Annotated in this window: 12 protein-coding genes; 8 read left to right on the forward strand and 4 right to left on the reverse strand. The window is 72.9% G+C overall.

Annotation, left to right across the window (positions count from 1 at the left end; genetic code table 11):
- Positions 1-69: 69 nt before the first annotated feature.
- The 5 genes from BLQ63_RS10985 (at position 70) to helR (ending at position 5,889) form a co-directional block, all read left to right on the forward strand.
- Positions 70-2,019, forward strand: a complete 1,950-nt coding sequence (locus BLQ63_RS10985) for a potassium transporter Kup (protein WP_091033491.1) — start codon at positions 70-72, stop codon at positions 2,017-2,019.
- Between the two features lie 55 nt (positions 2,020-2,074).
- The gene (locus BLQ63_RS10990; RefSeq protein ID WP_091033494.1) at positions 2,075-2,410 is read left to right on the forward strand and encodes an ArsR/SmtB family transcription factor; all 336 of its coding nucleotides are present in this window, start codon (positions 2,075-2,077) and stop codon (positions 2,408-2,410) included.
- Positions 2,407-2,871, forward strand: coding sequence for an SRPBCC domain-containing protein (locus BLQ63_RS10995; protein WP_091033498.1), 465 nt, complete (start codon positions 2,407-2,409; stop codon positions 2,869-2,871). The genes BLQ63_RS10990 and BLQ63_RS10995 overlap by 4 nt, the downstream gene beginning before the upstream one ends.
- Complete coding sequence (locus tag BLQ63_RS11000) at positions 2,868-3,494, forward strand: dihydrofolate reductase family protein (RefSeq protein WP_091033503.1); 627 nt, start codon at positions 2,868-2,870, stop codon at positions 3,492-3,494. The genes BLQ63_RS10995 and BLQ63_RS11000 overlap by 4 nt, the downstream gene beginning before the upstream one ends.
- 220 nt (positions 3,495-3,714) lie before the next feature.
- Entirely contained in the window at positions 3,715-5,889 is a 2,175-nt protein-coding gene (gene helR / locus BLQ63_RS11005; protein ID WP_091033507.1) for an RNA polymerase recycling motor ATPase HelR, read from the forward strand.
- 33 nt (positions 5,890-5,922) lie between these two features.
- On the opposite strand, the gene BLQ63_RS11010 is transcribed toward helR, so the two are convergent.
- A complete protein-coding gene (locus BLQ63_RS11010) occupies positions 5,923-6,531 on the reverse strand; it encodes an NADPH-dependent FMN reductase (RefSeq protein WP_218125205.1) in 609 nt (202 codons plus the stop codon).
- An 85-nt stretch (positions 6,532-6,616) separates the two neighbouring features.
- Between BLQ63_RS11010 and BLQ63_RS11015 the strand changes: the two genes are divergently transcribed.
- A complete protein-coding gene (locus BLQ63_RS11015; RefSeq protein WP_091033510.1) occupies positions 6,617-7,072 on the forward strand; it encodes a MarR family winged helix-turn-helix transcriptional regulator in 456 nt (151 codons plus the stop codon).
- A gap of 56 nt (positions 7,073-7,128) precedes the next feature.
- Positions 7,129-8,550 (forward strand): dihydrolipoyl dehydrogenase family protein, encoded by a 1,422-nt coding sequence (locus BLQ63_RS11020; protein WP_091033513.1) that lies wholly within the window; start codon positions 7,129-7,131, stop codon positions 8,548-8,550.
- Positions 8,551-8,613: 63 nt separating this feature from the next.
- On the opposite strand, the gene BLQ63_RS11025 is transcribed toward BLQ63_RS11020, so the two are convergent.
- Entirely contained in the window at positions 8,614-9,123 is a 510-nt protein-coding gene (locus tag BLQ63_RS11025; protein WP_091033518.1) for a mycothiol transferase, read from the reverse strand.
- Between the two features lie 76 nt (positions 9,124-9,199).
- Positions 9,200-9,685 (reverse strand): AAA family ATPase, encoded by a 486-nt coding sequence (locus BLQ63_RS11030; protein WP_091033522.1) that lies wholly within the window; start codon positions 9,683-9,685, stop codon positions 9,200-9,202.
- A gap of 171 nt (positions 9,686-9,856) precedes the next feature.
- Here BLQ63_RS11030 and BLQ63_RS11035 point away from each other — a divergent pair, with 171 nt between their 5' ends.
- On the forward strand, positions 9,857-10,693 hold the full coding sequence (locus tag BLQ63_RS11035; protein WP_091033525.1) for a DUF4097 family beta strand repeat-containing protein: 837 nt from the start codon (positions 9,857-9,859) through the stop codon (positions 10,691-10,693).
- A 175-nt stretch (positions 10,694-10,868) separates the two neighbouring features.
- Here BLQ63_RS11035 and BLQ63_RS11040 read toward each other — a convergent pair whose 3' ends face one another.
- Positions 10,869-14,009: a BTAD domain-containing putative transcriptional regulator gene (locus BLQ63_RS11040; RefSeq protein ID WP_091033528.1), complete on the reverse strand. Its 3,141-nt coding sequence runs from the start codon at positions 14,007-14,009 to the stop codon at positions 10,869-10,871.
- Positions 14,010-14,069 lie beyond the last annotated feature (60 nt).

The following is a 14,069-nucleotide window of genomic DNA, read 5'->3' on the forward strand; positions in this document are numbered from 1 at the left end:
TTCGCGAGCTATGGTCCATCGGTCGGACGGACCTCCGGCGCCCGGACAGCCCTGAGAAGGAGTACTGCAGTGACCGCTGCGAGCAGCGCGAGTGAGCCCGCACTCGCCCACTCGTCCCCCCGCGGCCCCGGCGCGCGCCGGACCGCCGGCCTCGCCGTGGCCGTCGGCGCGCTCGGCGTGGTCTTCGGCGACATCGGCACCAGCCCGATCTACGCCCTCCAGACCGTGTTCAACCCGGCCGACCCGCACCCCGTGCCCGTGGACCAGGCGAGCATCTACGGCGTCATCTCGCTCATGTTCTGGTCGATGACCATCATCGTCACGGTCACCTACGTGCTCCTGGCGATGCGCGTCGACAACGACGGCGAGGGCGGCATCATGGCCCTCATCACGCTCCTGCGCCGGTGGAAGGCCGGGCGCGGGCGCAAGGCCGCGCTGACCCTCGCGGCCCTGGGCATCTTCGGCGCCTCCCTGTTCCTGGGCGACAGCATGATCACCCCGGCGATCTCGGTCCTGTCGGCCGTCGAGGGCCTCAAGGTCGTCGAACCGTCCCTGGAGACCGCGGTCGTCCCGATCACGGCGGTCATCATCGTGGCGCTGTTCGCCGTCCAGCGCAAGGGCACCGCCGCGGTCGGGCGCCTGTTCGGACCGGTCATGATCGTCTGGTTCACCACCATCGCGGCCCTCGGCATCGGCGGCATCGGCCACCACCCCGACATTCTCAAGGCCCTGTCGCCGACGTACGCGGCCGCGTTCCTGTTCGGCCACTTCCACATCGCGTTCTTCGCCCTCGCCGCGATCGTCCTGTGCATCACCGGCGCCGAGGCCCTGTACGCCGACATGGGGCACTTCGGCCGCAAGGCCATCAGCAAGGCGTGGCTGCTCGTCGTCTTCCCCGCGTGCCTGCTCAGCTACATGGGCCAGGGCGCTTTGATCCTGGAGGACCCCGCGAACGTCTCGGGCCCGTTCTTCCTGCTCGCGCCCGAATGGGCGCGCCTGCCGCTGTCGATCCTCGCGACCGCCGCGACCGTGATCGCCGCGCAGGCGGTCATCACCGGCGCGTACTCGGTCGCCTCGCAGGCCTCGCGGCTGGGCTACCTGCCGCGGCTGCGCATCGACCACACCTCCGCGCAGCAGTACGGGCAGATCTACGTGCCGTGGATCAACTGGCTGCTCATGGTCTCGGTGCTGACCCTGGTGTTCGCGTTCCGCAGCTCGGCCTCGCTCGCGTACGCCTACGGCATGGCCGTCATGGGCACGATCGCGATCATGACCCTCCTGTTCCTGTACATCATCAAGCCGCGCTGGAACCTGCCGCTGTGGGCGGTCCTGGGCTTCGGCGGCCCGCTGCTCGCGTTCGAGCTCCTGTTCGTGGCCGCGAACTTCACCAAGCTCGTCCACGGCGCGTGGCTGCCGCTGCTCATCGGCGTCACCGCGTTCACCGTCATGGTCACCTGGCAGCACGGCCGGGTCATCGTGACCGCCGAACGCGACCGCCTCGAAGGGCCGATGCGCGGGTTCGTCAAGCGGATGCGCGCGGAGCTGCCGAAGTCCCAGTGCGTGAGCGGCACGGCCGTGTTCCTCAACCGCGGCAAGCTCACCGCGCCGCTGGCGCTGCGGGCGAACCTCGAGCACAACCACGTGCGCCACAAGCACATCGTGATCGTCTCGATCGAGACCGAGCCGGTGCCGCGCATCGCGGACACTGATCGCGTGCAGGTCAGCTACCTCGGGTACGCCGACGACGGGATCATCCACGTCACCGCCCGCTTCGGCTACATGGAGACCCAGGACGTGCCGCACGCGCTGAGCCTGCTGGAGGAGCAGGAGCACCTGCACCTCGACCAGGCCTCGTACTTCCTGTCGACGATCCAGCTGCGGTGCGGCGGCGAACCGACCATGGCGGCCTGGCGCAAGAAGCTGTTCATCGCGACCTCCCACATCACCGCCGACGCGGCCGAGCACTTCCGGCTCCCGCGCGACCGCACCGTCATCATGGGCTCCCAGATCGAGGTCTAGGAACGAGAACGGCGAGCCCTTGCGCTCACCGTCCTCCGGTGCAATACTTAGCCTCATGGCAAACTATTCGGCGGCGCTGGACGGCGTGTTCACCGCCCTGGCCGACCCGACCCGGCGCGACGTGGTCCGCCGCCTCGGCCGCGGCCCCAGGAGCGTGGGCGACCTCGCCCGCGAGTTCCCGATGACCCTCCCGTCGTTCATGAAACACGTGCGGACCCTCGAATCGTGCGGCATGATCCGCACCGTCAAGTCCGGCCGGGTGCGCACCTGCGAACTCAGGCGCGAGCGCCTCGCCGTCCTCGACGACTGGCTCGGGGAGCAGCGCCGGATCTGGGAAGAGCGCACCGACCGCCTCGAACAGCACGTCACCGACCCGAAGGAGCCGTCATGAATCCCGACCTCGACCTGACCCTCGAACGCGTCATCCGCGCGCCGCGCGCCGCCGTGTGGGACGCGTGGACCGACCCGTCCCGCTTCGAGCAGTGGTGGCTGCCGGCCCCCATGCGCTGCAAGGTCGACCGCCTGGAGGTCCGGCCCGGAGGCGCGATGGTCACGCGCATGAGCGAGGACGGCGAGACGTTCCTCCCGCACCTGGACGCGAGCTTCCTCGTCGTCGACGACCTCGAGCGGATCGTCTTCACCAACGCGATCGACAGCGCCTGGCGCCCGGTCGATCCGGCGCCGGTCGCCATGACCGCCGAGATCACCCTCGCCGACCACCCCGACGGCACCGACTACCGGGTCGTCGTGCGCCACGGCACCCCCGAATCCCGCACGCGCCACGAGGAGCTCGGCTTCTTCGAAGGCTGGGGCACGGTCACCGCGCAGCTCGCGAAGGCGGCCGAGGGATGAGGCTCTCGCTCACCGAGTTCGTCAGCCTCGACGGCGTCAGCCAGGGCCCCGGTTCGCCGGAGGAGGACACCAGCGACGGCTTCACCCGCGGCGGCTGGCTCGTGCCGTACATGGACGAGCACTTCATCCGCCGCGCCTCCGAGTGGCTCGGCCTGGCCGACGGCCTGCTGCTCGGCAGGCGCACCTACGAGGCGTTCGCCCGCGACTGGCCGCAGATCACCGACCCGGACGACCCGTTCACCGAGCGGATGAACGCGCTGCCGAAGTACGTCGTCACCGGCACGCTCGAGCAGGGCGACTGGCATCCGACCACCGTCCTGCGCGGCGACCCGGTCCGGACCGTGGGGGAGCTCAAGGCGCGGCCGGGCCGCGAACTGCAGATCCACGGCAGCGCCCGGCTGGGGAACGCGCTGCTAGCCGCGGGCCTGGTCGACGCGCTCCGCCTCGTGGTCGCGCCGACCGTGGTCGGCACGGGAAGGCGCCTGCTCGAACACCCCGGGAGCCCCGTGGGTCTGCGCCTGACCGGTCACGAGGCGACGCCGAAGGGCCTGCTGCTCCTGGAGTTCGAACGCACCGGAGCGGCGCCGGTCGCGACCTATCAGGGCGTCGGCGACTTCGTCTGACCCGGACCCGGGCCGAAGGAGGGGGACTCGGGGCCGGTGATCCATCGCGGTGCTCACGGCGCGATCCGCCCCTTTGTCTCCAGTATCTAGCACAGCGTGCGCGAAGCAGTTCGGACCGGGTCGCCCCTATGGCCCGCAACGTGGTGCACAATAGCCGATCGAGACCTCACCACCTGCGGAAACAGTGGCCCCCGGGCCGCTGCTCGATCGGAGCGATGCCGTGCAACCCGCCACTTCCAGTGCGTTCCAACTGCCCGCGAATCTCTCCGCCAAAGCCGACCCGAAACTCATCGCCGACGACGAGCGCCACTTCGCCGCCATCGGCGCGAGCCTGGAGCAGTCGATCGGCGACCTCACCGGGCGGCTCGAGGCCGCCCGCAAGGCGCCCGGCGGCCAGGGCCAGGCCGCCATGGACCGGGACCAGGAGATCCACCGCCTGACCGCCCGCCTGCGCGCGCTGCGCCGCTTCGGCCTGGACCTGTGCCTCGGCCGCACCGTCAGCGCCGACGGCACCGAAACCGTCTACATCGGACGACTCGGCCTCACCGACGGCGACGGCCGCCGGCTGCTGCTGGACTGGCGCTCCCCCGCGGCCGAGCCGTTCTTCGGGGCGACCCACGCCGACCCGATGGGCCTGGCCAGCCGCCGCCGCTACCGCTGGACCCGGGGCCGGATCGCCGACTACTGGGAAGAGGTGTTCACCGCCGAAGGGCTGCAAGGCAACGCGGCCCTGGACGACCAGTCCGCGTTCATCGCCAGCCTCGGCGCCGACCGGTCCGAGCGGATGCGCGACGTCCTCGGCACCATCCAGGCCGACCAGGACGCCGTCATCCGCGCCGGATCGCGCGGCGCGCTCGTCGTGGACGGCGGACCGGGCACCGGCAAGACCGTCGTCGCCCTCCACCGCGCCGCCTACCTGCTCTACTCCGACCCGCGCGTCGGCCACCACCGCGGCGGCGTCCTCGTCGTCGGCCCCCACCAGCCCTACCTGGCGTACGTCGCCGACGTCCTCCCCAGCCTGGGCGAGGAGGGCGTGCAGACCTGCACCGTCCGCGACCTCCTCCCCGAAGGCGCCGCGGCGGTCGAAGAGCCGGACCCCGAGGTCGCGCGCCTCAAGTCGACCGCCCGGATGGCGACGGCCATCGAACCCGCGATCGGGCTCTACGAGCGCCCGCCCAAGCAGGGCACGGACGTCGAGACGCACTGGGGCGAAGTGAAGGTCACCGCCCGCGAGTGGGCCGACGCGTTCGCGGCGGTCGCCCACGGCACGCCCCACAACGAGGCGCGCGAGCAGATCTGGGAGGAGCTGGCCGCGATCATCCTCGACAAGCTCGACGAGGACGAGGTCTCCGAAGACCTGCTGCGCCGCTCGCTGCGGGCGAACCGGGAGTTCACCGCGACCCTCAACCGGTCGTGGCCGCTCATCGAGCCGAACGACCTCGTCGGCGACCTGTGGACCGTCCCCGACTACCTGCGGATGTGCGCGCCCTGGCTCACCGAGGCGGAGGTCGCCAAGCTCCAGCGCGCCGAGGCGCAGGCCTGGACCACCGCCGACCTGCCGCTCCTGGACGCCGCCGGGCAGCGGCTCGGCGACCCCGAGACCGGGCGGCGGATGCGGCGGGAGGCCGCCGAGGAGGCCTCCCAGCGGGAGGTCATCGACCGCGTCGTCGAAGACCTCCTCGAAGCCGAGTACGACAACGAGGGCGCGATGATCATGTTGCACGGCAACGACCTCCAGGCGGCCCTGATCAACGAGGACGCGATGCCCGCCATTGACCCCGACCTCCTCGCGGGCCCGTTCGCGCACGTCGTCGTGGACGAGGCGCAGGAGCTGACCGACGCCGAGTGGCAGATGCTGCTGCGCCGGTGCCCGTCCCGCAGCTTCACCGTCGTCGGCGACCGCGCCCAGGCCCGGCACGGCTTCACCGAGTCCTGGCGCGAGCGCCTGAAGCGCATCGGCCTCGAACGGATCGAGCTGGCCTCGCTGACCATCAACTACCGGACGCCCGAGGAGGTCATGGCCGAGGCCGAGCAGGTCATCCGGGCCGCGCTCCCGGACGCCAACGTGCCGACCTCGATCCGCAGCAGCGGCGTGCCCGTCGAGCACGGGTCGACCGCGGACCTGGACGCGATCCTCGACGCCTGGCTGGCCGAGCACGCCGAGGGGACGGCCTGCGTCATCGGCACCGAGCCCGCCGCCGGAGCGTTCGAGGCCGCGTTCGACGCCGCGTCCCGGATCAGAAGGCTCACACCGGAGCTGTCGAAGGGGCTCGAGTTCGACCTGGTCGTCCTCATCGACCCCGACGGGTTCGGCGACGGCGTCGAGGGCGCGGTCGACCGGTACGTGGCGATGACCCGGGCGACCCAGCGGCTGGTCGTCCTCACCGGCGGCTGACCGGACGCGGGCGGCCGCCTTCCCGGCGGCCGCTCACGCCCGGGCCGCCAGGGCCGCCCGCGCGGCCGGGTAGCGGGTGACGGCCTCGACCACGGTGAGGTAGCCGTCGAGCACCGCGTCGAGGCGGGCGCCGTCGCCCGGGTCGGCGAGGCCGCCGGACGCGTCGAACGCCTTGTCCGCCTTGGCGAGGCTGAACATCGTAGGGTGCAGGCGCATGCCGATCCCCTCGAGGGGGACGCGCAGGGCGAGCAGGCCGCGGTGCCCGCCGACCGGTCCGGGGGAGGCGGACATGAGCAGGCCGTCGACCCCGGCGGTGGGCCAGGGCTTGATCCGCGAGACCCAGTCGAAGAGGTTCTTGAGGGAGCCGGGCATCGAGTAGTTGTACTCCGGGGAGACGATCACGAGGCCGTCGTGGTCGCGCAGCCGCTCGGCGAGCCGCACCGCGCCCTCCGGGACGCCTTCGCGCCCTTGCAGGTCGGCGTCGTAGAGCGGGACCGGGAAATCGCCGAGCCCGGTCAGGTCGGCCTCGGCGCCGGCCGCGGCGAGGCGCCGCACGACCGCCTCGGCGAGCGCGCGGTTGACCGATCCGGTCCGGGCGGAGGCGCACAGCACGAGGAGGCGCAGGGGTCGGGTCGCGGTCATGTCGGCGCTCCAAAGGTAGTTGACGTGTCAACACCGAAGGTAGCGCGGGTTTGCTGACATGTCAACTACCGGTTAGGCTGGGCCCATGCCCGAACCGCGATGGCTCACCGAGGAGGAGATGCGCGCCTGGCTGGGCTACCGGCGGATGCGCAACCTCATGGACCTCCAGATCAACCGCGACCTGGCCGCCGACGGCCTCTCCGAGCAGGACTACGACGTGCTGTCACAGCTCGCCGACCTCCCGGACGGGCGGATGCGCGTCTCGGAGCTCGGGACGCGGCTGCGCTGGTCGCGCAGCAGGCTGTCCCACCACCTCACCCGCATGGTGCAGCGCGGGCTCGTGGGGCGCGACGAGGTCCCCGGCGACGCGCGCGGCGCCGTCGCGGCGCTCACCGACGCGGGCGGCGAGGCCATCCGCGCCGCCGCACCGGGGCACGTCGCCTCGGTGCGCGAACACCTCATCGATCTCTTGACGCCCCAAGAGATCCGCGTGCTGGGCGACATCGCCGAGAAGGTCCTGGAGCGCCTCGAGGCGACGTGAGGGCGCAAAGCCCCGTTCGCGTTGCCGCACCCGCCGGGCTCTGCGATCATGGCCGTATGACTGAGCGCGAAGTGGACCTGGTCGTGATCGGCGCCGGACCGGTGGGCGAGAACGCCGCCGACCGGGCCGTCCAAGCCGGACTGGAGACCGTGATCGTCGAAAGCGAACTCGTCGGCGGCGAATGCTCGTACTGGGCGTGCATGCCCTCGAAGGCGCTGCTGCGGTCACCGCAGATCCTCAGCGCCGCAAAGGCGGTGGCCGGCGCGGCCGAGGCCGTGAAGGGCGAGCTCGACGTCGGCGCGGTCCTGAAGCGGCGCGACTCGTTCACCAGCGAATGGTCCGACGCGGGCCAGGTGGGCTGGCTCGAGAGCGCGGGCATCGACCTCATCCGCGGGCACGGCCGCATCAGCGGCGAGCGCGAGGTCACCGTGACCGCCGAGGACGGGACCACCACCGTGGTCCGCGCCCGGCACGCGGTCGTGGCCGCGACCGGCTCGGTCGCGAACACCCCCGACATCCCCGGGCTGCGGGACGCGAAGCCGTGGACGAGCCGCGAGGCCACCAGCGCGAAGACGATCCCCGAGAGCCTCGCGATCATCGGCGGCGGCGTCGTCGCCACCGAGATGGCGACCGCCTACCGGGCCTTCGGCGCCCAGGTGACCATGATCGTCAGGGGCGGGCTCCTCGGCGGCGTCGAACCGTTCGCCGCCGAACGGGTCGCGACCTCCCTTCGGGCGCAAGGCGTCACGATCCTCACCGAGACCGAGACCCTGCGCGTCGAACGCACGGGCGAGGGCGTCACCGTCGAGACGAGCGGCCCCACCGTGGACGCCGCCGAGGTGCTGGTGGCCGCCGGGCGCTCGCCCGCGACCGCCGACCTCGGGCTCGAGACGATCGGGCTCGAACCCGGCGCGAACCTCGAGGTCGACGACACGCTGCGCGTCGAGGGCTTCTCATGGCTCTACGCCGTGGGCGACGTCAACGGCCGGGCGCTGCTGACCCACCAGGGCAAGTACCAGGCGCGCGCGGCGGGCGACGTGATCGCCGCCCGCGCCGCGGGCGAGGCGGTGGACGACGCGCCGTGGGGCGCGCACGTGGCGACCGCCGACCACGCCGCCGTGCCGCAGGTCGTGTTCACCGACCCCGAGATCGCCGCGGTCGGACCCACCGCCGACCAGGCGCGCGACCAGGGCAAGAACATCCGCGTCGTGGACTACGACCTCGGCTCCGTCGCCGGGGCGAGCCTCTCGCGCGACGGCTACGCGGGCGCCGCGCGCATGATCGTGGACGAGGACCGCGGCGTGATGATCGGGGCGACCTTCGTCGGCCCCGACGTCGCCGAGCTCGTGCAGACCGCCACGACCGCGATCGTCGGCGAGGTCCCGATCGACCGCCTCTGGCACGCGGTCCCCGCCTACCCGACGGTGAGCGAGATCTGGCTGCGCCTCCTGGAGGCGTACGGGCGCCCCAAGGCCTGATCCGGACCGGACCGCGCGAAAGGCCGAGGCCCCTTGGGGCCTCGGCCTTTCGCGTCGAAGGCCTCAGCGCGATTCGAGGAGGCCGCGCGCGTAGGCGGCCTGGCCGGTGTGCTGCTGGTTGTCGTTGACGACGCTCACCAGGCGCACGCCGAGGGTCACCGGCGGGTCCCAGTGCTCGTCCACGACCCGGTCGAGGTCGTCGGCCGAGAGGGCGCCGACGTAGTCGAGCGTGGCGGCGTGGACCGCGTCGTAGTAGGCGCCCAGGTCGGCCGCGCTGACGCCGCTGACCTGCGAGACCTGCTCGCCGGTGTGCCCGTATCCGATGTCGCCGGTCGCGAGCGGCAGTCCGAACCGCTCCTGCCAGCCGCCCGCGGTCCAGGTCTGCTCGCGCCCGGCGACGCCCGCGACGTGGTCGTCCTGGACCCGCGCGATGTGCCACACGAGCCACCCGATCGAATTCGCCGCCGGTCCCGGCCGCGCGTCGAGGCGCTCCTGCGAGAGGCCGTCCAGCACGGCGTGGACCTCCTCCCGCACGCGTCCGAACGCGTCCGCGAAGACTCCGCTGACGTCCATGGAAACACCTCTCTGCCGGTCCTGCGCCGGTCCGGACGGCGCCCGGACGGGTCCATCCTCGCACCGGCCGCGGCGCTCAGCCGAGCGTCTCGGCGAGCAGGCGCGCCACGACGGCCGAGAGCGGCGCGTCCGTGTCGATCTCCAGGTCCGCGCCCGCGCGCAGCAGCGGCTCGACCTCGGCCTGGTCCCGCAGCGCCCGCTCCAGTTCGCCGGGCGCCTTGCCGTAGTCGTTGCCGGTGCGGTCCAGGAGCCTGCGGCGCACCGTCTCCGGTGCGGCGCTGAGCAGCACGACACGGTCGAAGTCCGGGTAAAAGGCGCCCTGGTTGGGGACGCAGCCGGCCACGAACAGCGCGCCGTCGCGGTCGGCCTCCAGCAGCGCCCGCATCCGCCGCTCGTTCCACACCCAGTCGGGCCGGGCGACCGGGCCCGGCGGCTCGGCGTCCGGCGTCGGCGAGCAGTAGCCGTAGTCGGTGTCGACCGCCTCGTAGCCGCGGGCGGTCAGCTCGCCGAGGACGGTCGACTTCCCGACCCCTGACACACCCGTGATGAGCACTCGCCGCATACCCGCAGGCTATCGGCACCCAGGGTCCGGCCGCGGCGGGCCGGCGCGGAGAACGCCGCACCGGTTTCCGTGTCAGGGCTGCGTCAGGGGTGTGACAGGGCGAGGGTGGACCGTAGTCGCATGACAAGCCAGCGCGGCCCCGCTGCCGCGGCACACCAGAGGAGCGCCGCCATGACCACCTTCGCCACGCCCGGTCCCATCGCCGCCACCGTGCAGGTCGCCGGCGCGCGGGTGCGGGTCAACGCGACCGATCGGGACGACACGGTGGTCACGGTCGAGCCCGTCGACCCCGCGAGCCGGTTCGACGTCAAGGTCGCCGAGAAGACCAAGGTCGCCTTCGCGGGCGGGCGGCTGTCGGTCAAGACCACCGCCTCGGGCCGGAAGGGCGCCTCGGTCGCCATCACGATCGACCTGCCCGCCCACTCGAGCCTGGTCGCGTACCTGGGGCACTCGACGGTGGACGCCGAGGGCTCGTTCGGCGAGTGCGAGCTGCACACCGCGTCGAGCACGGTCACGTTGGAGGAGGTCGCCGCGCTGCAGGCGAACTTCGGCTCGGGCGAGCTGGCGGTCGGCCGCGTCGCCGGGCGCACGAGCATCGACGGGGGCCGGGTCGCCGTGCGGATAGGGGAGGCAGGGGGACCTGTGCGGCTGGCGAACTCGGGCGGGCGGGTCTGGATCGGCCGCGCCGCGGCGGACCTGGACCTCACCAGCGGCCACGGCGCCTTCGACGTCGACCGCGCCGATGCCGGCGTCAGCGTGCAGACCGGCGACGGCGCGATCCGGGTCGGCCGGATCACGCGGGGCCGCGCGAAGCTGTGGAACGGCTCGGGGGACATCGAGATAGGCATCGGCGAGGGAAGCGGTGCGCAGGTGCACGCGGAGAGCAAGAAGGGTTCGGTGCGCAACGACATTGCGGCGCAAGACGATTCGGAGCGTGTCGGCGAACAGGTCACAGTAGACGCCCGCACCCGGTTCGGCGACATCGTGATCCGCCGCACGGCGAACTGACCGGCGGGGGCCCGGTCCGCAACGAGCACTGGCACGAGATTTGCTGCACCGCAACGGCTGTCAGGGACGATGGAACCCGTTCGGTGTTCACCGCAACACAAGCGGACCGACAGACACCCGGATTCGCGACCGCGAGGTGGACGCCGCGCCCGGTGATCGGCCGGGCGCGTCGTGATCAGGCGTCGAGCGTCGCTCTGACCAGCTCGGTCCAGTCCGCTTCCGCGCCTTCACGACTCGCCTCGGCGAACGCCGCGTCGCCGAGGCGGTCCCGCGCCTCCCGCTCGATCCGGTCCAGGTCCGGCTGGGTGCGGTCGACCAGGCCGCGAGCGGCGGTGCTCGCCGCGGTCAGGCGCGCGGCCTGCCCGTACTGCTCGCGGCGCAGCGCCAGGTCCGCGACCCCGACGAGCGCCAGCGCGACCACGGGCGCGATGCCCGCCTCGACCGCGGCCTCGCAGGCGGCCGCGTGCTGCGCACGCGCCTCGTCCAGGTCGTCGGCGAGACAGCCGTGCAGGCTGTGGGTGACCGCGCGGATGTACGACAGGTCGGCCCCGTCGCCGAGCACCGCGGACACGACGTCGATCTGCCGGGCCGCCTCCTCGGCGTCGCCGGCCCAGCGGGCGAGCTCCGCCTTCGACAGGGCCAGTTCGACCAGCGCGTCCGGCCAGACGACCCGTTCGGCGCTCCGCTCGGCCCTGCCCATCGCGGCGGCGGCGGCGTCGGGATCGCCCAGCAGCCAGTACAGCTGGGCCTGGCGCGCCCGCATCCGGATGACGTCGTCGACGGCGCCGATCTCGGAGACGGTCGCGATTGCCTGGTCGAAGTGCTCGCACGCGTCGGCGAACCCGCCGCGCGCGGCGATCCGGTCGGCCAGTTCGGACTGGGCGAAGGCGATGCCGAACCGCTCGCCGATCGTCCGGAACTCGGTGAGCGCCGCTTCGAGGTGCGCGTCCGCGTGCTCCCCGTCCATGCCGAGCATGATCCGCATCTTGCCCAGTTGCAGGCGCGCCATCGCGCGGACCCACGGGTCGGCGTCGTCCAGCAGGGACTCCCAGGCGGGCAGGATCGCGTCCGGCTCGCGCAGCATCCGCTCCATCGGGGCGACGAGCGACAGCAGCGGGTAGCGGCCCCGGCCGTGCCGGGCGGCCTCGTGGGCCTTGTGGATCCACTCCTCGGCTTCGCGCTCGTCGCCGCGCCCGGAGGTCAGGAACGTCGTCATCATGGCGTACACCATGGCCTGGACGTCGGCGTCGACGTCGCCGGGCAGTTTCGTCGCGGCGGCGGTCAGCTCGACGCCTTCGGCCTTGTTGCCGCTGAGCCACCAGTAGAAGCCGGCGCTCGCGGCGATCCGCATGGCCGACTGGGCGTCGCCGTCCGCGAGGGCGCCGCGCACGGCCGCGCTGACGTTGTCGTGGTCGGCCTTGAGCGCGGCGAGCCATCGGAGTTGATCGGCGCGGCGCAGCTGCGGCTCCGCGGATTCGACGAGTCCGGTGAAGTGGGCGAGGTGGGCGCGGCGCGCCGAGTCCGCGTCGCCCGCGTCCGCGAGCCGCCGGGCGGCGTACTCCTTGATGATGCCGAGCATCCGGTATCGCGGTGCGCCTTCGCCTTCGGCGAGAAGCAGCGACTTCTCCGACAGGAGGGTGAGCAGTTCGAGGACGTCGGCCCGGTCGACGGTGCCGGTGGCGCAGACCTCCTCGGCCGCTTCGAGGCTCGCCCCGCCGGCGAACACGGAGAGCCGCTGCAGCACGGTCCGCTCGGGTTCGGTGAGCAGCTCCCAGCTCCAGTCGACCACGGCGCGCAGGGTCTTGTGGCGGGGCAGCGCGGTGCGGCTGCCGCCGGTGAGCAGCCGGAACCGGTCGTGGAGGCCGTTGGCGAGCTGGTCGAGGGTCATGGTGCGCAGGCGGGCCGCGGCGAGTTCGATGGCGAGCGGCATGCCGTCCAGGGCCCGGCAGATGCGGACCATGGCGGCGACGGCGTGCGCGTCGTCGGCGAGGTCCTTGCGGACGGCGCTCGCGCGGTCGCGCAGCAGTCGGAAGGCCGGGGAGTCCTCGGCGTCGCCGGGGTCGGCGTCGCTCTCGGGCAGGGCGAGCGGGTCGACCAGCCAGAGGGCTTCACCGGTGATGCCGAGCGGTTCCCTGCTGGTGGCGAGGATGCGCAGCCGGCGGCATTCGCCCAGGACGCGGTCGGCGAAGACAGCGACCGCTTCGATGACGTGCTCGCAGTTGTCGAGGACCAGCAGGGCTTCGCGGTCGCGGATCGCGGCGACGAGGCGGGCGGTCGGCTCGAGGTCGGGGGCGTCGCCCAGGAGCGTGTCGCGCAGGCCGAGGGCGGTGAGGGTCGCCTGTGCGGGATCGCCGTCGGCGGTGAGGGGGGCGAGTTCGACCAGCCAGGCGCCGTCGGGGAAGCCGTCCAGGAGCGAGCGCGCGGCCTCGGTGGACAGGCGGGTCTTGCCCGCGCCGCCGGGGCCGATCAGGGTGGTGAGCCGGTGCTCGGCGACGAGTTCGCGGACGACGGCGAGGTCGTCGCCGCGGCCGACGAAGCTGGTCAGTTCGGCGCGCAGGTTGGTGTCGCGGCGCTCGGGCGCCGGCCGTCCCAGCTCGCCGCGCAGCAGCGCCACGTGCAGCGCGGACAGCTCGGGCGAGGGGTCGACGCCGAGCGCGTCGGCCAGGGCCTCGCGCGTGTTCTCGTAGACGACCAGCGCCTCGCTGCCGCGCCCGGCGGCGGCGAGCGCGCGCATGAGCGCGCCGACGAGGCGTTCGCGCATCGGTTGCGCCGCCACCAGGTCGGTCAGCTGGGGGACGAGGTCGGCGCCGTGGCCGGTGGCGATCTCGGCGTCGAAGCGGTCCTCCATCGCGCTGAGGCGCAGCGATTCGAGGCGCGTGACGGCCGCGTCGAACGCGGCGCCGTCCTGGAGGCCGACGTCCTGCATGGCGGGGCCGCGCCACAGGCCGAGGGCTTCGCGCAGCAGCCGCACCCGCCCGGCCTCGTCCTCGTTGCGGGCCTGGGCGACGAGGCGCTCGAACCGCAGGGCGTCGACGTCGTCGGGCGACACCTCGAGCCGGTAGCCGCCGGTCTGGCCCTCGATCGAGCCGTCGGGCAGCGTCTTGCGCAGGCGTGAGACCAGGCGCTGCAGCGCGTTCGCGGCGTCGGCGGGCGGGTACTCGCCCCAGATCCAGTCGACGAGCGTCGACTTCTGGACCACCCGCCGCGGTTCCAGGGCGAGCGCGATCAGCAGCGCGCGCAGCCGCGCGCCCGGCACATCGGCCAAGACGCCGTCGTCCGTACGAACCTCGAATGAGCCAAGCAACCCGATGTGCACGTTGCAGATCTTGCCACGGGTGTCGAACGCCCGTCCAACGGCGGGAGCGGCGCCCGGCGT

Origin of the sequence: Glycomyces harbinensis, assembly GCF_900101745.1 — a bacterium.
In the GTDB taxonomy this organism is placed as follows: domain Bacteria; phylum Actinomycetota; class Actinomycetes; order Mycobacteriales; family Micromonosporaceae; genus Glycomyces; species Glycomyces harbinensis.

Excerpts from the sequence above, each read along its gene's own strand:
- BLQ63_RS10995 (WP_091033498.1), top strand. The coding sequence starts at position 2,407 with ATGAATCCCGACCTCGACCTGACCCTCGAACGCGTCATCCGCGCGCCG.
- BLQ63_RS11000 (WP_091033503.1), top strand. The coding sequence starts at position 2,868 with ATGAGGCTCTCGCTCACCGAGTTCGTCAGCCTCGACGGCGTCAGCCAG.
- BLQ63_RS11035 (WP_091033525.1), top strand. The coding sequence starts at position 9,857 with ATGACCACCTTCGCCACGCCCGGTCCCATCGCCGCCACCGTGCAGGTC.
- BLQ63_RS11020 (WP_091033513.1), top strand. The coding sequence starts at position 7,129 with ATGACTGAGCGCGAAGTGGACCTGGTCGTGATCGGCGCCGGACCGGTG.
- BLQ63_RS10990 (WP_091033494.1), top strand. The coding sequence starts at position 2,075 with ATGGCAAACTATTCGGCGGCGCTGGACGGCGTGTTCACCGCCCTGGCC.
- BLQ63_RS11010 (WP_218125205.1), bottom strand. The coding sequence starts at position 6,531 with ATGACCGCGACCCGACCCCTGCGCCTCCTCGTGCTGTGCGCCTCCGCC.
- BLQ63_RS11025 (WP_091033518.1), bottom strand. The coding sequence starts at position 9,123 with ATGGACGTCAGCGGAGTCTTCGCGGACGCGTTCGGACGCGTGCGGGAG.
- BLQ63_RS11030 (WP_091033522.1), bottom strand. The coding sequence starts at position 9,685 with ATGCGGCGAGTGCTCATCACGGGTGTGTCAGGGGTCGGGAAGTCGACC.
- BLQ63_RS11015 (WP_091033510.1), top strand. The coding sequence starts at position 6,617 with ATGCCCGAACCGCGATGGCTCACCGAGGAGGAGATGCGCGCCTGGCTG.